Origin of the sequence: Bacillus sp. RO2 (assembly GCF_012911845.1) — a bacterium.
Taxonomy (GTDB): Bacteria; Bacillota; Bacilli; order Bacillales; family Bacillaceae_I; genus Sutcliffiella_A.
This window is the reverse complement of the sequence record NZ_JAAXCU010000057.1, coordinates 190,849-208,718: the sequence shown is the minus strand read 5'-3', so window position 1 is coordinate 208,718 and position 17,870 is coordinate 190,849. Positions and strand designations below refer to the sequence as shown.

Below are 17,870 nucleotides of genomic sequence, written 5' to 3'. Positions count from 1 at the left end.
TTTGCAATAAAATAAACCGCTCTTTTCGAAACGTTTCTATTTATTTCGATAAAGGGCCCATAACGGCACTCTTTATTCCTTTATTCACCCGCAATACCAGAACGATCTACACCTTCGACAAACCATCGTTGCGTAATGGCATATACAACAAGCATTGGCAAAATGGTCATGACCGTACCTGCCATATTAATGCCTTCATTGATTTCAGATGCTTCCCCACCACTCTGCGGGTACATTTGTTGATAAGTAGCTACAAATTTTTGGAGCTCAAGTGGTAAGGTTGTTAACGAGTTACCAAAATAGATCGCTGCCAAATATGTTTCATTCCAGTACCAAACGAAGGAGAACAAGAATGAAATGATGATGGCAGGTGCAGCCATTGGAAGCGCTAGCGTCAAGAAAATACGTAAATATCCTGCGCCATCAAGCTGAGCTGCTTCCTCGAGTGCTTTTGGCATCATTTTAAAGAATTGATAAAAAATCAATATGAAGATCGCACTGTTGATTCCTTGTCCAAGTAAGGCAGGGAATAAGAAAGCCTGAATGCTTCCCAGAATTCCAATCTCGTTAAAAAATACATAACGAGGGATGACCGTTACTTGAGGAGGAATGATGAACGTCGCCAATACCAGTACAAACATGGTTCGTTTGAATGGAAAGGCAAAGCGTGCAAACCCATACCCAACCACCGCACATACTGCCGTTTGTACAATAGCCGGTATGGCCGTTACATATAAAGATTCCACTAAAGTAGGAAGGAATTTCAATACTGCATAGGCAGATTGATAGTTATCCAGGTAAAGTTGAGTCGGGATCCAGTTTACTAGTGGATTTAAGATATCTTCCAAACTTTTTAAACTATAAGAAATCATATATAGCAACGGGAATAAGTATACAAAGCCAATTCCGATCAACAAGCCGTAAATGAATAGCTTATAGAGAAAGCCGTCGTTCCCTTTCATTCCGAAAGCGAGCTTTTTCAACCTGGTCACGATGCCTGTCCCTTTTGGTTTGCGGTTAGTCAGCGATTCGCTTGCCATGATAACGGCCTCCTTTAAGCATAATTTTTTCTTCCTCTAACAGTTAACAGCGCTACTGATATACCCAGTGCAACCGCAATCAATAGGAAGTAGATCCATGATAGGGCTGAGGCATAGCCAAAGCCTGTATTGATTTGAAACATATTCGTTTGGATATGCTCAATAACTGGATTTAACGAGAAAATCGAGAATGTCACAATGGTATAAACCGTGTTAACAACGATCATTGGGAAAATACTTGGCAATGTCACCTTCCAGAAGCATTCCCAGTTGGACGCCCCATCGATTTTGGCAGCTTCATAGACTTGTGTATCTATTTTTTGCAAGGCTGCCAGGAAAATTAAGAACTGCACTCCGGAAAACCATAAAATGATGATCAGGTTATCCATCAAATACAGGAGCACACTGCTGAATAAGGAATCTGCAGAGAGCATCGTTTCAAATATTGCATAGTCCTTAATGGACGGGATGGATGTCACTCCCTGCGAGATCAATTCATTGATAACTGGTCCGCTTGCAATGATAACCGGCAGGAAGAAAATCATTCGGAAAAAATTACGAAAACGGATCGGCTGATTCAACAGAATCGCAATGATTAAAGAAAACACAATGATAATCGGCACAGATAACACAAGTTCTTGCACAAACGTCAACAGCTTTTGTGTAAACAATGCATCCACTGTAAAGGCATCTTTAAAGTTATCAAACTTTACAAAGGTTGTTTGGATGCCCTCTGTGGTGATCCGTACTTTTTGAAAACTTAAGTACAAAGAATAAAAGAGGGGATAAGCTGTGAATAAGAGAAATCCAAGAATCCATGGTGAGATGAACAATAATCCTGTTAGCGTATTCTTCGAGCGCATGGATAGCTGCTTCATGCTTAGTTCCCCCCTTTTTTTATGCTAAATGACGTAGCTGCGACCGTTGTTCCGTCAATGGTAACGTCTGAATCCGTGTAGTTAACGATAATGGATACACCATTTTCATAGACGACTTCAGATACCCCTTTTTGATGGACAATCCGATCAACAATCGAGCTATTCTCTACTTTTCCAAGACTTTCTTTCACTTGACGGTATTGACTGATCAATTCCTCTTTCCAACTAGCAAACTCTGACGTATACAAACCTCTTGAAGGCGTCTTCATTAATAGCTGTGCCGACTCTCTTGTCAGATAAAAGGATGGATAAGCACCAAACTCGATCATTCTCAACACTTCTTCCGTTGGATTATGAGAGAAGTTGGAGAATGTCGCATAATACGGCGTGTATCCCTTCAAGACAATTTGTAAGAACGGTACCGTGTCTGTTACAAACATATAGTTGGAGGAATACATTGGCATATCCAAGTACTTGTCCATATATCCCCAAGCATAGTCATTCGGACGGTATAGGGATAAGTCAATACCTTGCTCCTGATAGTGAGCAAACAGTTCTTGATTCAATTCAATCATTTCTGCTCTTGAAGATGCCATGCCTTTATTAAAGTCAGAGAATAGTTTACTTGCAGTTGTTTCAACTGCTATATTTTCTACGCTATGACCCTTAAAATCCGCTGCATCTTTCTTGGCAATTTCAAGCGATTTCGCAGGACTGAGATAATAACTGCTATAGCCAAATTGACTTTGCGTCATCGGCTGGCCGTTAATTTTTTTGGAAACATCCTTGCTTCCTGAAAAGCCGGATGCGCCGTCAAAAGCAGTCGTGAAGTCTGTGTGCAGGTAGAAAGGAATGTCTTTTTCTTCTAACTTTTGAATTGTTTCCTCCAACTCCCCTCTACTACCAACCTTCTTCTCTAACGGGAACTTTTGTGGGAGCGTTCCCGTCAGTCCGCCTTTTGTCCAGCCTCTTAACACCACATGCAGATTATCGACATCGTTTTGCTCTAGCTCTTCTACAAAACGAGGAATATCTCGAATCTCTGTCATTTGCTGCACGGAATTCCAAATCAATCCTTTTTTCGTTTCCCCGCCTAAAAGCTCCAGGCGAAGATCTACCTTGTCTTCCTTGTTGCTAGAAAGTGTGCCTTTTTCCTCTAAATGCTGTTGATATCTGTTCGCCATTCCGACATAATCTGCTTCTTGGTCAGATAAAAACATGACTTTCTGTTTGATATTGAAATTGTTTCTTTCTTCTTGGTAGACATTAAACCCACCCATGCTCTTACTTGTCGGCTGAAAATAATTAAATCGATATTGATAGTCAGATGTAACCCAAAAGAAATCAGTAGATGCACCAGACGGATAAGCAAGAACCCGCCCATAGCTTTGTCCTTCCTCAATGGATGTGATGAAGGCATTTTGTTTTACACCATGTACGGCACCGTATACAGGAACAGAAATCTTTTGTGCAGGGTAGGTGTATTCATCTTCTGTGCTTTGCGGTCTTGTAAATCCTTCATCTTCTCCATAAATGGAACCGATGAATGGCGTATCAGAACGGAAAGCACTCTTTTCAAATCTCATAAGTGCACCGCTTCCGTCCGGTATGAACAAATAGCCAGTAATATCATCCATGTGTGCGGCACCAAAGAAAGGATAGACTTTCATGGCCACTATCTTATTGTAGGTGCCATCTTGTACACCTTCACTCGGCACATCAATGACAATGTTTTCGTCTTCAAGTGTCACGTTCAGCTCTATTTCAATGCTGGAACCACGGAAATCTATTTCTGCAGTAAAGCCGTCATCGTTCATTTGAATGCTCGGTTTCGTTTCTTCTGTCAGTATGCTTTCCGTTTTGATGTTTCCGCGTCGATCCAAGTAATCAATGGTGATGGCGGATTGCACCATATCTGTCCATGTGTTGTTTAAGCGATAATTCTCCGCATTATCCACACCAGAATGCCAGATATAGCCCGTATCTTTGTTTTGAATTTTTATTGCCAGTGACGCTTCTTGCACATATAGCACAAGCTTGTCGTTCTCCGTTACCTTTGTAAAACCCTCAAGGTTTCCTTCTGGCAGAGGTTTGTTTTCCCCCTCTGGCTGGGTGAACTGATTGGAATCAAAGCGGAGCGTCTCTTCTCCGAGCTCTGTTTCCACTTCGATGTCTTCTAGCTCTTCCTTTGATGTTAAAGATTCAGCGAATACAGATACCGGAAGAATGGCGATAAGCATCGCAAGCAGAATTTTTTTAAACACGGAGAATCACCTCCTGAATGATTGCTGTTACAAAATCAATAACCTGATCCATCAATACGTAGATAATGAAGCATACCAACACAATGATGAACATACAGAAAATTGTCGTAAAGATATTTCGTACCGTTCCCCAAAATTCAAAGGCATGAATTTCTTTGATCATGATGAACAAGATAATTAACGACCATCCCATCATCACTTGCATAAAGAAAACGTATAAGAAGTATTCATTAAGCGTAAGCACATTTGACATGAGTGTAATCGGAACCAAGAGTACAATGATCGGTGCCAACGAATAAATGGTTCCAATATAAATATCCGAGAACCTTCCTTCTCCATCGTTAATGGTACTTACTAGATAGTTGGAAACGATGAAAAGAATGATTGGCAGGAATAACAAAATGAATTCCATTCCGAAATTAATTTGCTCTAAAGTAATACCACCCCTGAAAATAAATCCTGTGAAGTACTTCATGAACAAGAATTCGGCATACAAGATGACGTAAAGAATGGTGGCTGATAATACGCTGACCCTTCTTTGTCTTTTAATATAATAGAAGCTATCAATTGGATGACGTAAAAACTTCCCTAAGAATAATAGCTCACTCAATAGTTTCTTATTTTTAAATGCCTGCCATCTTTTCCTTGTCGGCGATAAGATCCCTTTCTTTTTATCTGCAAAAAGCAAGGTCGCCCTGACAGCAAACAATCCTATTAAAATTGCAAAAACAGTGCTTAGATTCTCATTCATCCACTGATTCCTGATCTCCCAGAAGGAGTCGGAATATCCTGCTACATTGCCTACCAGTTCAAATGATTCTAAAGCCTTTTCATATTCCTGTTGTTTGTAATAAGCTTCCCCCATCGCGTTATGAGCAAGGCCAATGGAAGAATTCATTCTCAACACTTCGCTCCAATATTGCTCACTCTCTATGTAAAGCCCTTGAGCATAGAGGGAGATCCCGCCATGAAGCATTTCTGCAAAAGCTGTTGGTTCGAGTACTTGTACGGTTCCACGCTCACGGTCTGTCACAAAAATCCGACCAAGGTTGTCTGTTGCAACACCAGATGGATCCATAAACAGTCCAAGACGGTTTGTACCATCGTCTTTACCGCCAAAGATAAAGAGCAGATTTCCAAAACTATCATACTCGTAGATTCTTCCATCTTTAGCTAAAACAAAGAAATTCCCAAGTGGCCCCATTGCTATATCCTGAAGATTAGTAATCTCGGAAATGTACGGTGACAGTATGTTCCCACCTGCAATGTTCAACTTTCGAATGACTTCAAAGCTAGTACCAGCTGTAATGGTGTAAACAAGTCCTTTTTCATCAATTGCAATGTTAGTAGGCGCTGGCGGCACTTTCAAAAACATGCTGGAGCGCTGTTGATCTGTTGTCAGTGCATCCTGTACCACAGACATTAACGATGGTCTTGTACGGTTTACTCCGAAGAATCCGAGAAATGTACCATCCTGGCCAACCTGGATGATGCCATTTGTCGAACCCTCACCGATAATGTAGAGGTTGCCTCGTTTGTCTACGGTGATTTTCTGTGGCTTGTACGGCGTTTTTGTTCCAAAAAGAGGAGAATCTGGTCTGCCGTATTCTTGGAGCATTTTCCCTTCTTTAGAAAAGCGGTAGACTTTTTCATTTGTATAATCCGCTACATATATTTGCTGTTCATCATCTACAAAAACCCCAGTCGGCATTTGCAGGATTCCTTCTCCTACTTCTAACAGCTTTCTGCCATTCTCATCAAACTTGGTGATTTTCTTCGTACCGGAATCAGCCACATACACATGGTTGTTCTGATCGATATAGACATCTTCCGGATTGACTATATCACTCGTACTACCGAAAAGCCCCACCGGTATATAAGCGGTCTGCGTTTCAATGATATACCCTTCTGTTGATACCGTCTCTGTATTATATGGAACAGACAGGGCTGCAAAGGATTGCAAAGGAGAAAGGAGGATTAACCATACAGTCAATAAGCCAATGAAAATGCGCTTCATACTCTTTTTCTCCCCCTTCTACTTGATTCCTGAATGTGCCATCGTATTCATTACTTGACTTTGTAAGATAATAAAGATGATTAAATTTGGAATGAACATTATTAAAGATGCCGCTGCCGCCATTCCTTGACCCGCTACGGTGTTACCTGTGGAGGTCGAAGTTAAAGTCGACATGTAAAAGGCAAAGGTCTTCAAATTTTCATTATCGACAAACAATGTCGAAGTTTCCGTGTTATTCCAAACAAGTTGGAACGATAAAATTGCTATGGTCGCTATCGCTGGTTTTACGAGCGGTATAATAATTTTCCGGAAAATTTGATAATCCGTTGCACCATCCATTTGCGCCGCCTCTATTAATTCGTTGGGTATTTGATCGATAAATTGTTTTACTAGGAAAAGCCCGATTGGCATCGCGATCAGTGGAAAAATATGAACTAGGAACGTGTCTAACAGCCCTACTTTTTCAATCAAAAGATATCGTGGAATCACCACTGCCGCAGAAACGAACATTAATGCAAGTGTGTTAATTTCAAAGATAGTTTTCTTTAATCTGAATCGCTTTTTCGATAAGGCATACCCTGCCATCGTACTGATTAGGACAGTTACAAATACGACGATGAGGGTAATGGAAATACTATTAAATAAGTAACGGGACATCGGAACTCCCGATGTGCTAGTGTTATTCATTAAATCAATGAAGTTCTGCATCGTCGGTTTTTGCACAAAAAAGCGCGGTGGATAAGCGAAGAGCTCATCTATCGGCTTAAAGGCGTGAGAAAAGACAAAGACGATGGGCATAGCCATAAAGATGGCAAGCGGTATTAGAAATGCATAGAACTTTAATTGGCTTTTGTGAAAACGGTCTGGATTGATTTTTGTTCCATGGAATGCCGACACATCATTCACTCCCTACATTAGAAGTTTTATGGGCTTGGATGTTTTCTATAAGTTAGTTGGTTGGTTTTACGGTTGACCGTTCCTTGCGTTCCGTTGGAGGCGAATGAAAAAGCAAATAGTTCTGGTCTGGATTAAACACCGCTGTTGAATTCCGCAATAGGCTTCGCTTTCCGCGGGGCGATGCTTGAGCCTCCTCACTTCGTTGCGGGGTCTCAAGCTACCGCTTCCCTCCCGCTGGAGTCTCCGCCTTTTGCTCCATTCAACAGCTAGAAACCAGCAGGATTGTAAAATTTCCTTTTCAATGGCCTCCTTCATTTCAGGTGTTTGCAAGTGACTTCCGCTACAATCCACTTATTAACTTTCTCCTAGAAAACAGCCATCGCCATTTAGTCTTTTTCTCCGAATAAACGCCAAGCAACTTTTGAAAAGATATAGACGAATAGTAGTAATAGAACGGATATTGCTGCTGCATATCCCATTTCATAGCGGATGAAGCCATAGTCCTCTAAATGGTTGACCATTAACTGACCTGCATATTGAGGCGTCGGGTTGGCACCGGATAAGGCGACCCCGATCGCACCGGCCTGGAACGTTCCGACCACTGCCATGACAGCTCCGAAAAGCATTTGTGGCTTCATTGATGGAATGGTGATAAAGATGATTTCTTGAAATCTATTTTTAATGCCGTCAATATAACCGGCTTCATAGATTTCCTTATTGATGTTCAAGACACCCGACAACATCGCAAGGAAACCTACTCCCATGCTTCCCCAAAGGGTAACCACAATCATGATCGTCATTAAGTGATCTGGTGATTGCAGCCATTGAACAGGCTCCAAGATGACACCGATTGTGATTAAAAGACTGTTTAAATAGCCTGTCTGATCCCCGCTGAAAATGATGGTCCAAACAACTGCCATTGCAATGCCGGCTGTCATGGATGGGGAATAGATGATAAGCGCCAATACCGTTCGCGGGCCTTTGGAGATCTGTGCCAGCATCCAAGCAAGCAGGAAGGATAAAATGTATCCCCCCGGCCCGACAATGACTGCAAACATTAACGTATTCGGCAAGACGCGCTGCATGAAGACCTCATCTTGCGTAAGCACGCTCACATAGTTGGCAAGCCCAATGAAGCTCGGCATCTCAATCGCATTGAAGTACGTAAACGATAAGAGAATGGCCACTACCACCGGGATGATGATAAAGGTAAAGAAAAAGATTAAATATGGTGCAAGAAAGATCGATGTACTTGCATGCTTTTGAAGGCTACTCCTCATTTTCTTCCACCCAGCTTTCTACTTGTTCAATCGTGGGAATCGGATAGGTTTTTACGATTTTTCCGTCTTTCATATATCCGAACTCCTCCATCTTCCGCCTCATTTCACGGTCAATGGTTACCACCGCATCGTCTACAGCTGATCGGGTATTTTCCCCGTCGAAAACCACACGGTTCCAAACATTACTAATCTCACGCTCTACCATATAGGTGTATGGCGTTTTCGGTACTTCACGTAAATGTTCCCATTGCTCTAAGATGACTTCTTTATGTTCTTCTGGCCATGGTAATTGTTTAAAGGCGTCAAGATTTGCGGTATTCCACATATAAGATGGTCCATACATGATTTGCAAGGTAGTAGCAAAGTCCGTCTGTGTTTCTGTGGACATCCACCATTTCAGCACTTCCCATGCTTCGTCCTTATTCTTGCTGCCGTTAAAGATCATGCCGGCCTGTCCAGATCCTGTTGCCCATCTTTCCACTTCTCCGTCCTCATTTTCCACTCCAGGATGAAGGGAAATGTCCCACCAACCGGAGATTTCTGGAGCTGCAGATGTAAGCTCTACATAAGTCTGGAAGTTAGATACACCAATTGGCAATGTGGAATAACGGAAATGATTATAGAAATTTGGCACCTGAAGCGGCGTGCTGTATATTGTATTCAAATCCGTCATAAGCTGAATGCCGCGGACTGTTTCATCACTATCAATTGTCGTTCCCATGCCATCCTCTTTATACAAGTCCCCATGATGCTGATAAATAAATGGAGACGTTGCCTGGAACGGCTTGAACGCTACTGCACCTGCGATAGGCGTGTAGTAATTTAATCCAAAGCGTTGCAGCTCAGGCAAGACATCTACTACATCATCCCATGTGTCAGGGACAGGAACATCTAAAGCACCTAAAATATCTTTTCTGTAAAACTGAACAAAGAAATCCTGCGTTTCCGGCAATCCATAAACCTCATCCTCGATGATCATTGGCAGTAATGCCCCCGGAGAGAAGTGAGCAAGTGTTTCATTGAAATTATCAAACTCTCTTAAGTCATAAGCCGCCCCACGAATAGCGAGTTCATATGGCAGCCAGCTACTGATTCCAAGCGCAAGGTCCGGCTGACTGTTGGCAGCATTAGCCAAAATCAATTTCTGCTCGGAAGGCATGATAGAAAATCTCACTTTTATTCCTGTTTGAGGGGTAAAGTTCTGATCCACCATATTTTGCATCAATTCTACATAGTGACGTGGTCTGTTCACCCACACATCTACTACATCATCGTCCACCTTTTCCGTTGCTAACGTATTAGACTGGAACGAGTGGAAGAATTTCAAAACAGATTCTTTTGCTTTTGCAAAAAATCCTAGTTCTGGTTTTGGTAACGTTTCGTCACCGTGAATATATATTCGATCCATTATCAATGGCTGTTTTTTCAAATTCAGTGTTGCATTTCCAAGAAGCTGTGCGACAGAACTGGAGCCTTCTGAAAGCTGAGTCAGTCGTGCCGGAATTTTGTCAGGATCTGTTGCAAGCTCTCTTAACCGTTCGACGGCGATGTTGAGCGATACAATCTCCACTGATTCTTTTCCATCACTTAACTCAAGCAGATACTCACTTTCTCCTTCAAGCTTATCCGCCCATGAAGTAAGTTCCCCTTCTATCTCAGGCATGTACTCGGTAATCCTCCAGCCGCGAGAGCGATCTTGGTTGTTTCCAGTTAGTCGTTTAATAGATAAAGAGAGTTGTTCAATGCCCTTCATCACTTCATCCATTTCGAATAACGTTCGATTTACAGGTGACGCATCACCTTTGAGTGTAAGGGTGTTTTTCCCCTTCTCTAAATAAAAATAATACGGTTCCCCGTTTTCGTTGCTAAGTGTTTCATTTACCCAGTTTTTCTCCTGTTGAAAAGGATAGCTTTCTACTTCTTCAAAAGGTAACTCTCCATTGATCATGACTGTCCGGAACACCGGGAAGCCTGATTGTTTCTCTTGTAACACTTTCAAGGAAATCTGGTAGTAACCTTCTTTCTCTACTTCCATCTCCCATGTAGCCGTTTGCCCACTCGTTTGCCATGACTCTCCGCCAATTGCATTCAACAGACGCTTATCGCGCTCATATGGGACAACAGATGCATCCTGTCTGTTCACAGGTCTGATAAAAGAACTATTTTTCTTAAGCGGGTGCTCCGCTTCAATTGTGATTCTAGTTGTTTCCGTGAGATCCCCGGCTTGGTTCTCTCTATATTGTTCATATGTAGGGATCGTTTCCACACCGTTCACATAGATGTTTCCAAGTAACATTTCTCCCCGGATATTTTCCAATGTGATGGTGTTTTTTCCTTCTTTTAATTGATACTTTAACGGCCTTGCTTGTAGATGACTAGAATCCTCGACCTTAATAAAATGCCATTGTTCAATCGGCAGCTGCTGCGGAATAATTTCATCGCCAAATCGGTCCTGCTCAAACTCATTCGTTGCACTTTTCCAGTCCTTCGGGAACGTAATCCTACGGCTCTCAAAATATGGATATTCCCCATTTACTTTGATAGAGCCTTCTATCGGTACAATTCCTTCCCCAAGAGGATAATAGTCAAAGCCCAGTTCATATAAGCCTGCTTCCTCTACTTCCACTTCAATAGTGACAGAATCCTTGTTTCTCCAAGCATATACTTGATCACCATACTCCTTGCTTTCTCCAGTTGAAAGCAAGCTACTCTCATCAATGGATAAAAAATCAGCGGGAGTGACAACGCGCTCGAAATCTTGCGCGTTGCCCTGTCCCACTTCATTCCACTGCTTAAGGATCGATAGATAGCGTGGCTCAATGACTTGTTCTGCCACCTGCTCAAGGCTCTTCTCTTCATCAGCAAATGCGAATTGGCCTGGTACTAGCAACAGCAGTATTAATGACCAGAACATCATTTTACGTTTCATATCTAATCCCCATCCCCTTCACAGTTGATACATCTTATTGACCAATCGCTTCTTTGCCTTCTTGGTACTTTTGATTTGCTAATTCATTGATTTGTGCAGCATAGTCTTCAATCTTGATTTCGCCTCTGATACTTGCATCAATCAGTGCTGCAATGTTTGCATTAGGGTTATCGCCTACTGCTACGCCAGTTGGTGCTTCCCATCTGGACTGCACGAATCCAGGTACTGTTTTAACAGGTTCCACAATTCCATTCGCCAGATTGTCATATGCTGTACGTAAGCCAGGGATATCCTGAACTTCGAAGAATGCATCCAATACTTCTTCATCTTGAGTTACAGGAAGGTTGTTCAATGCTTTCTCATTCTCTACTGCTAAATCAATACGCTTCAAGAATCCTTCTTTACCAAAGCTCATCCACTTAGCAAAAAGGAAAGCTTCTTCTTGGTGTTTAGTAGATTTAGAGATTCCCATGAAATCATTAACGATTACTGTTCTTCCGCCAGGAGTTCCAACGAAATCCCAATCAAAATCAAGGTTAGTAGAGAAGTTTTCCACTGCCCATGTACCATCCCAGTTAAGTCCGATTCCACCACCAGCAAATACTTCTCCAGCATTCTCGCCATTGAAGTTTGCTTTTTGTTCATCAGACAAATTCTCATAAGAATAGCCATTTGTTACAAAGTTGCTTGTAAGGTTAATACCAGAAATGAATTCGTTACTGTTTAAGTGATACTCATCTTCACTGAATGTGTACCAGCCAATTCCTTCATTTACAGAAGATGGATACCAGTCCACAATGGCAAATGGATTATTTAAACCAACCACTCCATTGTTCACATTTGTCACGGAACGAACAGATTCCGTAAATTCATCAACAGAGAAACCATATTCAGGAACATCCAAGTTTGCCTGATTGTATAAATCTTTATTTACAAAATAACCTAGGAAATGCTGTGCACTAGGAATTGCATATACTGCATCATTGTATGTAACAGAATCTGTTACAACTTCAGGGATTTTTGCAAAGTCCTCATCTTCTGCAGCCAATTCGGTTACATCTAACAACCAATCATTTGCAAGTCCAGTTGGTACTTGAGATACCATGAAGACGTCAGGCATTGCATTTGCACTTGCTGCAGAGGAAAGGGAATTATTCCAGTCATCTGTTGCGATAGACTCATCAATTTCCACATCGATATTAGGATATTTGTCTTCAAATTCCGCAATCATCAAGCGCTCAATGTTCTGATCTTCTTCCGTTCCAAGCGCCCAGCTAGCAAACTTAATGGTTACTTGATCTTCGTTGTTACCTTTTTTCTCCTCGTCACTTGAAGCATTGTTGGAGTTACTGCACCCAACTACCAGCATGAACGAAGCGGCAATCGCGATCCAAGGTTTCATCAATTTCATTACCCATACACCCCTTAAGAATTTTTATAATACCTTAATCGAAACGTTTCAATTCGTTTGTAAAAATAAAAAGGGAGATTACTCAACCTTTTTTAGCTGTTTATCTGCAATTGATACGTTTCACTAACGTCATTATACTCCGTCTTGTAAACGATTACAATATTATTTTCGAAATATTTTCGGAGATTGATAGAATTGATTGAAAAGTCTTAATATAAAAGGGTTGGTAGGTATTGCCTTTGTTTCTATGTTTAGTAAAAATAGAAAAAAGAACCGATTCTGATGCGTAGAATCGATTCGATTTATCGATATTGGTTGTGTTAAACACCTCTGTTGATTTCCGCAAATGGCTTCGCTTTCCTAGGGGCGGCGCTTGAGCCTCCTCGCTTCGCTGCGGGGTCTCAAGCTACCGCTATCTCCCTTAGGACAAGGAAGGCTTCGACAGCGAAACATCGCACGAAGAAAATGCGTAGCATTTTCGAGGAGTCTTCGCCTTTTGCTCCAATCAACAGCTAGAAAGCCTCAATTATTCTACATTCAACTTCAATTAAACATATTTATTAAATCACTTTTGATAGTTCTTTTCTGCTGTGGAGGTCTAGTTCTTTTATATTTGTAATTTCGCAGCGTTTTCCGTCCATATCGGTGATAATGATTCGATTGGGTGGAAGCAGGTCAAGGTGCTCGTGTATGTTTCTCATCATGAGTTTTAATGGTCCTCTGTCTGTGTGGAGTTCAAAAATCCAGAGCCCTGGTTCTTCTTTTATTGATTGTATTCTTTTTACCTCTGGTACCACATAGCGAACATGAAGTTCCCTACGCAGTACAGCTTTACTTTCATCATCTAATGGATCTACACTCTTAATGACTCCAAGCTCTGTATCATCATTCCATATGGATATATACTCGTATGGTTTTGAGAAAGGAAAGGTGCGAAAGATACCTACATTCGAATAGTCCGTTCCCTTATGCCTAAAATGAATCATTGTCCCATTGCCGTAGAAGAACTCTACCTCTCGAGGGTCAAAATAGGTGATATCATATTCTTCACTCATCCAACTTCTACTCCTTTTATTTGTGATAGCTCTTTTTGCGCCTCCACAAGTTTATAATAGATTCCCTCTACTTTGAGCAGTTCTTCATGTGTTCCCACTTCTGCGATAACACCTTTATCCACAACTACAAGCCTATCAGCATTACGCAGCGTTGATAAGCGATGGGCAATGGCAAAGGTAGTTCGCCCTTTCACCAGCCTTGCAATAGCTTCTTGAATCTTCCTCTCGGTTTCTGTATCAACGGAAGCCGTCGCTTCATCCAAAATAAGAATGCGAGGATCATGCAATATAGCCCTAGCGATGGCAATCCGTTGCTTTTGACCTCCAGATAATCGATGTCCCCGTTCCCCAACCTTCGTATCGTAGCCATCTGCCATCATCACCACAAATTCATGGGCATTGGCGATTTTAGCGGCCCTCATTATTTCCTCCGGTGTCGCATCCTGCTTAGAATAGGCAATATTTTCAGATATGGTTCCGTCAAATAAAAACGTCTCCTGCAAAACCACTCCTATACTCTGATGAAGCTGTTCCTGCTTTAAATTCTTTAAGTCGACGCCGTCTAATAAGATCCTTCCTTCATTTGGATCATAAAAGCGAGTAACTAAATTGATTAAAGTAGATTTTCCAGCTCCGGAATGACCGACAAGCCCGATCATTTCACCAGGTTTCACATCAAGATTAATATTTTTGATGACTGGTTGATGCTTTTCATATCCAAAGGTCACCCCTTCAATTTGAACATGACCGTCCATTTTTTCTAGCACGATAGCATTATGGTTATCAGGAACCTCAGAAGGTGTATCAATAATTTCAAAAATGCGATTAGCGGATGAAATGGCCCTTGTCACCCAGCTAATCATCTGATTGAACCACTGCAACGGACCAAAAAACATCCCTAAATACGCAACAAATGCAAGTAAAGTACCAAGCGTAATATCTTCACTAATAACGGACAATCCTCCAAAATACCATACCAACAACATACCCGAACCTGTAATAAAGGAAAACAACGGGAATACGCCTTGCCATAGGCCATCCGTTTTAAAGGTTTGAGTTACAAGTGCACGATTTCCCGCCATATAACGCCCCTGCTCTTGTCCTTCCTGACCAAATGCTTTTACCACTCGTATCCCTTGAAGAGTATCACCGACAATCATGTTCAACTTGTTAGTGGACTGCCACTGCTTATACCAAAGATGCTGCACACGTGGCCAAATAATCATAGAGAATAGTAAAACAACCGGGGAGGGTAATAACGCAAATAATGCCAACTTCCAGTCCAAACTAAACATCATGACCATGATGGCAAGTAAAAGCATCAGCTGACTGACAATATATAAAACCCCGTCGGTTAGAAACTGCCTGATTGATTCGGCATCACTATTCACCCTTGCGATAAACTGTGCAGTCTGCCTTCGATCAAAATAACTAACAGAGAGGCGCATGAGGTTTTCATAGATTTCCTTCCTCATATCGCCCATTATATGGCTTCCTATCCAAACTCCCAAAACACCTTGTAGAAATTGCATTAATGTTAGTACTAACCCTGTTACACCAAGAAGGATTACTAGGATAATCAAAGAGCTCCCCAAATCTTTTGGCTCTAACACATCATCCACAATAATTTTCGTCAAATAAGGAGGGGCGAGCTCTAAAAGTGTTGCAACAAGTAAAAACAAAGCGACAAGCACCATTTTGCCACGATAAGGCTTAGTGAAATCTAACACTCTACCAATCACTTTTTTATTGTCCACACAAACTGAACATACTTCGGTACCTTCCTCGAATGGACGTTGACACTTCTGACAAATCCTTGGCTGTTCGTTTTTTGACAATTGTGGAATTGGCTCACTTTTCGCTAAACAATTAATAAACTTTTCCGCGATGGAAAATTTCTGCATATAAGAAGAGGAGCATCTAATAAGAACCTCATTTATTTCGTCATCTCCACTAGTAATTATTAATGCACCAGCTCCGATAAAGCGCTCCAATTTAATGGAACGAACATCGTTTACCTTAACCTTTTTTAACAATTCTCCACGGTCAGACAATAGTTGAATTTCCTTTTCAGAATGAGCAAGCCAGTTCTCCCCAAACTGACCGTCATCCTTCATATCTGTCTTTCCTAAAAATAATAACTCCCCATCTATGTGTATCTGAAAGTGACACGATTCAATAAACGACATATAGTCCCCCTTTAAAGCTGTTGTTCAAAAAATGCCAACACATCCTCAATATGCTTGTCCCAATATCCCCAATCATGGCCACCGGGACCATTGGAAAAGGTAAGATCTAGCCCCGCTTGGATGGCATGATCCCTAAAACGAATATTTGCCTCGTAGTTATGATCATCTGTTCCGCAACACTGATATAACTTTGGTGCCTTTTCTCCAATTCGTGAAGCAAGATGATAAAGGTCATCCTCACTTCCCAATATAGGTCGATCGCCGAATATGTACTTGAAATCCCTCGGGAATGCAGGCAATCGTTCATTAATGTCCACAGAACCTGACATGCTGGCTGCTGCTGCAAATTTATCCGGATTCTTCATCGCAACTTTGAACGCCCCATAACCGCCCATAGAAAGGCCCGCAATAAAATTTTCCTCTCTCTTGTCTGACAGTGGAAAAAAGTTTTGAGCAAGTGTTGGAACTTCTTCACTAACAAATTTGTAAAAATCATACCCATGCTCCATATCCGTATAAAAACTTCTCCCCGCAGCAGGCATTACAATCGCCCAGCCCATCGCAGAGGCATAACGTTCAATGGAAGTAAATCTTGTCCAAATCGTATGGTCATCCGAAAGGCCGTGCAGTAAATAAATTGTAGGGTGCTTTTTTTGTTTCATCTTTGTTGATACGCCTATTTGTGAATTCGGCTGTGGTAATAAGACCGTCATGGATGTTGAACATTGCAAAGCTTCAGAAAAAAAATCGCATGTAATTCTAGCCATGATTCTCACTTCCCCTATATGAGTTGTTGAAACGTTTCGACTTTTTTCATTATACGAGGTAGTGAATTCGCTTTCAATAATTATTTGCGGAATAATATTTTGTCGAACGTATGTTCTTTACTTTTCTCTTAGAACAAAATATACTTAAGTAGTAAGTACATATCCATTTAGAAGGAGTGTTGAAGATGAAGAATCAAGCTGTACCTTATTTAGCTTTTAACGGTAACGCTAGACAGGCACTTGAGTTTTACAAAGAGGTATTTGAAGGGGAAATAAAAAGCATCCAGACCTTCGGAGAAGCTGACTTCCCGACGCCACCTGAAGCGGACAACCTAGTTATGCACGCGCGTTTTGAAAAAGGAAACCTAACACTGATGGCATCAGATTCATTTCCGGGTCAAACAGTAGAGATCGGCGGCAACGTTTCTCTCATGCTGGAGATGGAAAGCGAAGAGCAAATTGATACCCTTTACGCACGCCTAAGTGAAAACGGAAAGGTATTAATGGAGCTTCAAGACACCTTCTGGGGAGCACGTTTTGGAAGCGTTCAAGATTCCTTTGGTGTGAAATGGGATTTGAACTATACAAAGCCACAATAACATTTGGCTCTTTTAAAGCATACTGTTGATTTTTACAACAACCTAGCTGTTGATTGGAGCGATAGGCGCAGACTCCTGAGGGAGATTGCGTTTAGGGGAGACCCCGTAGGGCAAGCCTAGGAGGCTCCCCCCCCCTAGGAAAGCGAAGTCTAGTGCGGAAATCAACAGCGGTGTTTAACAGAACCTATAAAAAAGCTTCGAGAACCATGGATGTTCTCGAAGCGTATAGGTTCATTTGGGCAGAATCTTTTCACCTGAAATTAGCTCAAATGTTTTTAAGAAAAACCAACTAAAACCGGCATAAAATCCAACGAGTGGATACTTAAATGATGCTGGCTTATTTTTTTCAAAGTAAAAGTGGCCGATCCAAGAAAAAACATAGTGCAATATTGCCAGCACTATGCTGACCCGCCAATTAATTAATAAGAAGATCCAAGCCAGGAAAGCTGCTAGAAAAGCAAAATAATGCAGAACCTGATTCCATGGGTTCTCATGTGCCTGTTGATATAATAGCAAATCATTTTTCACTTTTTTTTTCATATCA

The 17,870-nt window shown here is 41.5% G+C and carries 13 protein-coding genes; 1 reads left to right on the top strand and 12 read right to left on the bottom strand.

Annotation, left to right across the window (positions count from 1 at the left end; genetic code table 11):
• Positions 1-80 precede the first annotated feature (80 nt).
• The 11 genes from HF078_RS19825 to HF078_RS19775 all read right to left on the bottom strand — a co-directional run bounded on the left by HF078_RS19825 (position 81) and on the right by HF078_RS19775 (position 16,727).
• A complete protein-coding gene (locus HF078_RS19825; protein ID WP_169292695.1) occupies positions 81-1,040 on the bottom strand; it encodes a carbohydrate ABC transporter permease in 960 nt (319 codons plus the stop codon).
• Between the two features lie 14 nt (positions 1,041-1,054).
• On the bottom strand, positions 1,055-1,918 hold the full coding sequence (locus HF078_RS19820; protein ID WP_169292694.1) for a carbohydrate ABC transporter permease: 864 nt from the start codon (positions 1,916-1,918) through the stop codon (positions 1,055-1,057).
• Between the two features lie 2 nt (positions 1,919-1,920).
• Positions 1,921-4,182 (bottom strand): DUF5696 domain-containing protein, encoded by a 2,262-nt coding sequence (locus HF078_RS19815; protein WP_169292693.1) that lies wholly within the window; start codon positions 4,180-4,182, stop codon positions 1,921-1,923.
• Positions 4,175-6,199, bottom strand: coding sequence for a YIP1 family protein (locus HF078_RS19810; protein ID WP_169292692.1), 2,025 nt, complete (start codon positions 6,197-6,199; stop codon positions 4,175-4,177). The genes HF078_RS19815 and HF078_RS19810 overlap by 8 nt, the downstream gene beginning before the upstream one ends.
• Before the next feature lie 18 nt (positions 6,200-6,217).
• The gene (locus HF078_RS21235) at positions 6,218-7,096 is read right to left on the bottom strand and encodes an ABC transporter permease subunit (protein ID WP_168862927.1); all 879 of its coding nucleotides are present in this window, start codon (positions 7,094-7,096) and stop codon (positions 6,218-6,220) included.
• Between the two features lie 386 nt (positions 7,097-7,482).
• The gene (locus HF078_RS19800; RefSeq protein WP_168862928.1) at positions 7,483-8,376 is read right to left on the bottom strand and encodes a carbohydrate ABC transporter permease; all 894 of its coding nucleotides are present in this window, start codon (positions 8,374-8,376) and stop codon (positions 7,483-7,485) included.
• A complete protein-coding gene (locus tag HF078_RS19795; protein WP_240951801.1) occupies positions 8,366-11,305 on the bottom strand; it encodes an extracellular solute-binding protein in 2,940 nt (979 codons plus the stop codon). Before HF078_RS19795 ends, HF078_RS19800 begins: the two co-directional genes overlap by 11 nt.
• A gap of 34 nt (positions 11,306-11,339) precedes the next feature.
• On the bottom strand, positions 11,340-12,716 hold the full coding sequence (locus tag HF078_RS19790; RefSeq protein WP_169292691.1) for an ABC transporter substrate-binding protein: 1,377 nt from the start codon (positions 12,714-12,716) through the stop codon (positions 11,340-11,342).
• 560 nt (positions 12,717-13,276) lie between these two features.
• Positions 13,277-13,771, bottom strand: coding sequence for a DUF1854 domain-containing protein (locus HF078_RS19785; RefSeq protein ID WP_169292690.1), 495 nt, complete (start codon positions 13,769-13,771; stop codon positions 13,277-13,279).
• Positions 13,768-15,960, bottom strand: coding sequence for an ABC transporter ATP-binding protein (locus tag HF078_RS19780; RefSeq protein WP_169292689.1), 2,193 nt, complete (start codon positions 15,958-15,960; stop codon positions 13,768-13,770). The genes HF078_RS19785 and HF078_RS19780 overlap by 4 nt, the downstream gene beginning before the upstream one ends.
• Before the next feature lie 11 nt (positions 15,961-15,971).
• Complete coding sequence (locus HF078_RS19775) at positions 15,972-16,727, bottom strand: alpha/beta hydrolase (RefSeq protein WP_169292688.1); 756 nt, start codon at positions 16,725-16,727, stop codon at positions 15,972-15,974.
• A gap of 185 nt (positions 16,728-16,912) precedes the next feature.
• Here HF078_RS19775 and HF078_RS19770 point away from each other — a divergent pair, with 185 nt between their 5' ends.
• Positions 16,913-17,326 carry a VOC family protein gene (locus tag HF078_RS19770; RefSeq protein ID WP_169292687.1) on the top strand — a complete coding sequence of 138 codons (414 nt, stop codon included), beginning with the start codon at positions 16,913-16,915 and terminating at the stop codon, positions 17,324-17,326.
• Positions 17,327-17,557: 231 nt separating this feature from the next.
• On the opposite strand, the gene HF078_RS19765 is transcribed toward HF078_RS19770, so the two are convergent.
• Positions 17,558-17,866, bottom strand: coding sequence for a DUF962 domain-containing protein (locus tag HF078_RS19765; RefSeq protein WP_169292686.1), 309 nt, complete (start codon positions 17,864-17,866; stop codon positions 17,558-17,560).
• Between the last annotated feature and the right edge of the window lie 4 nt (positions 17,867-17,870).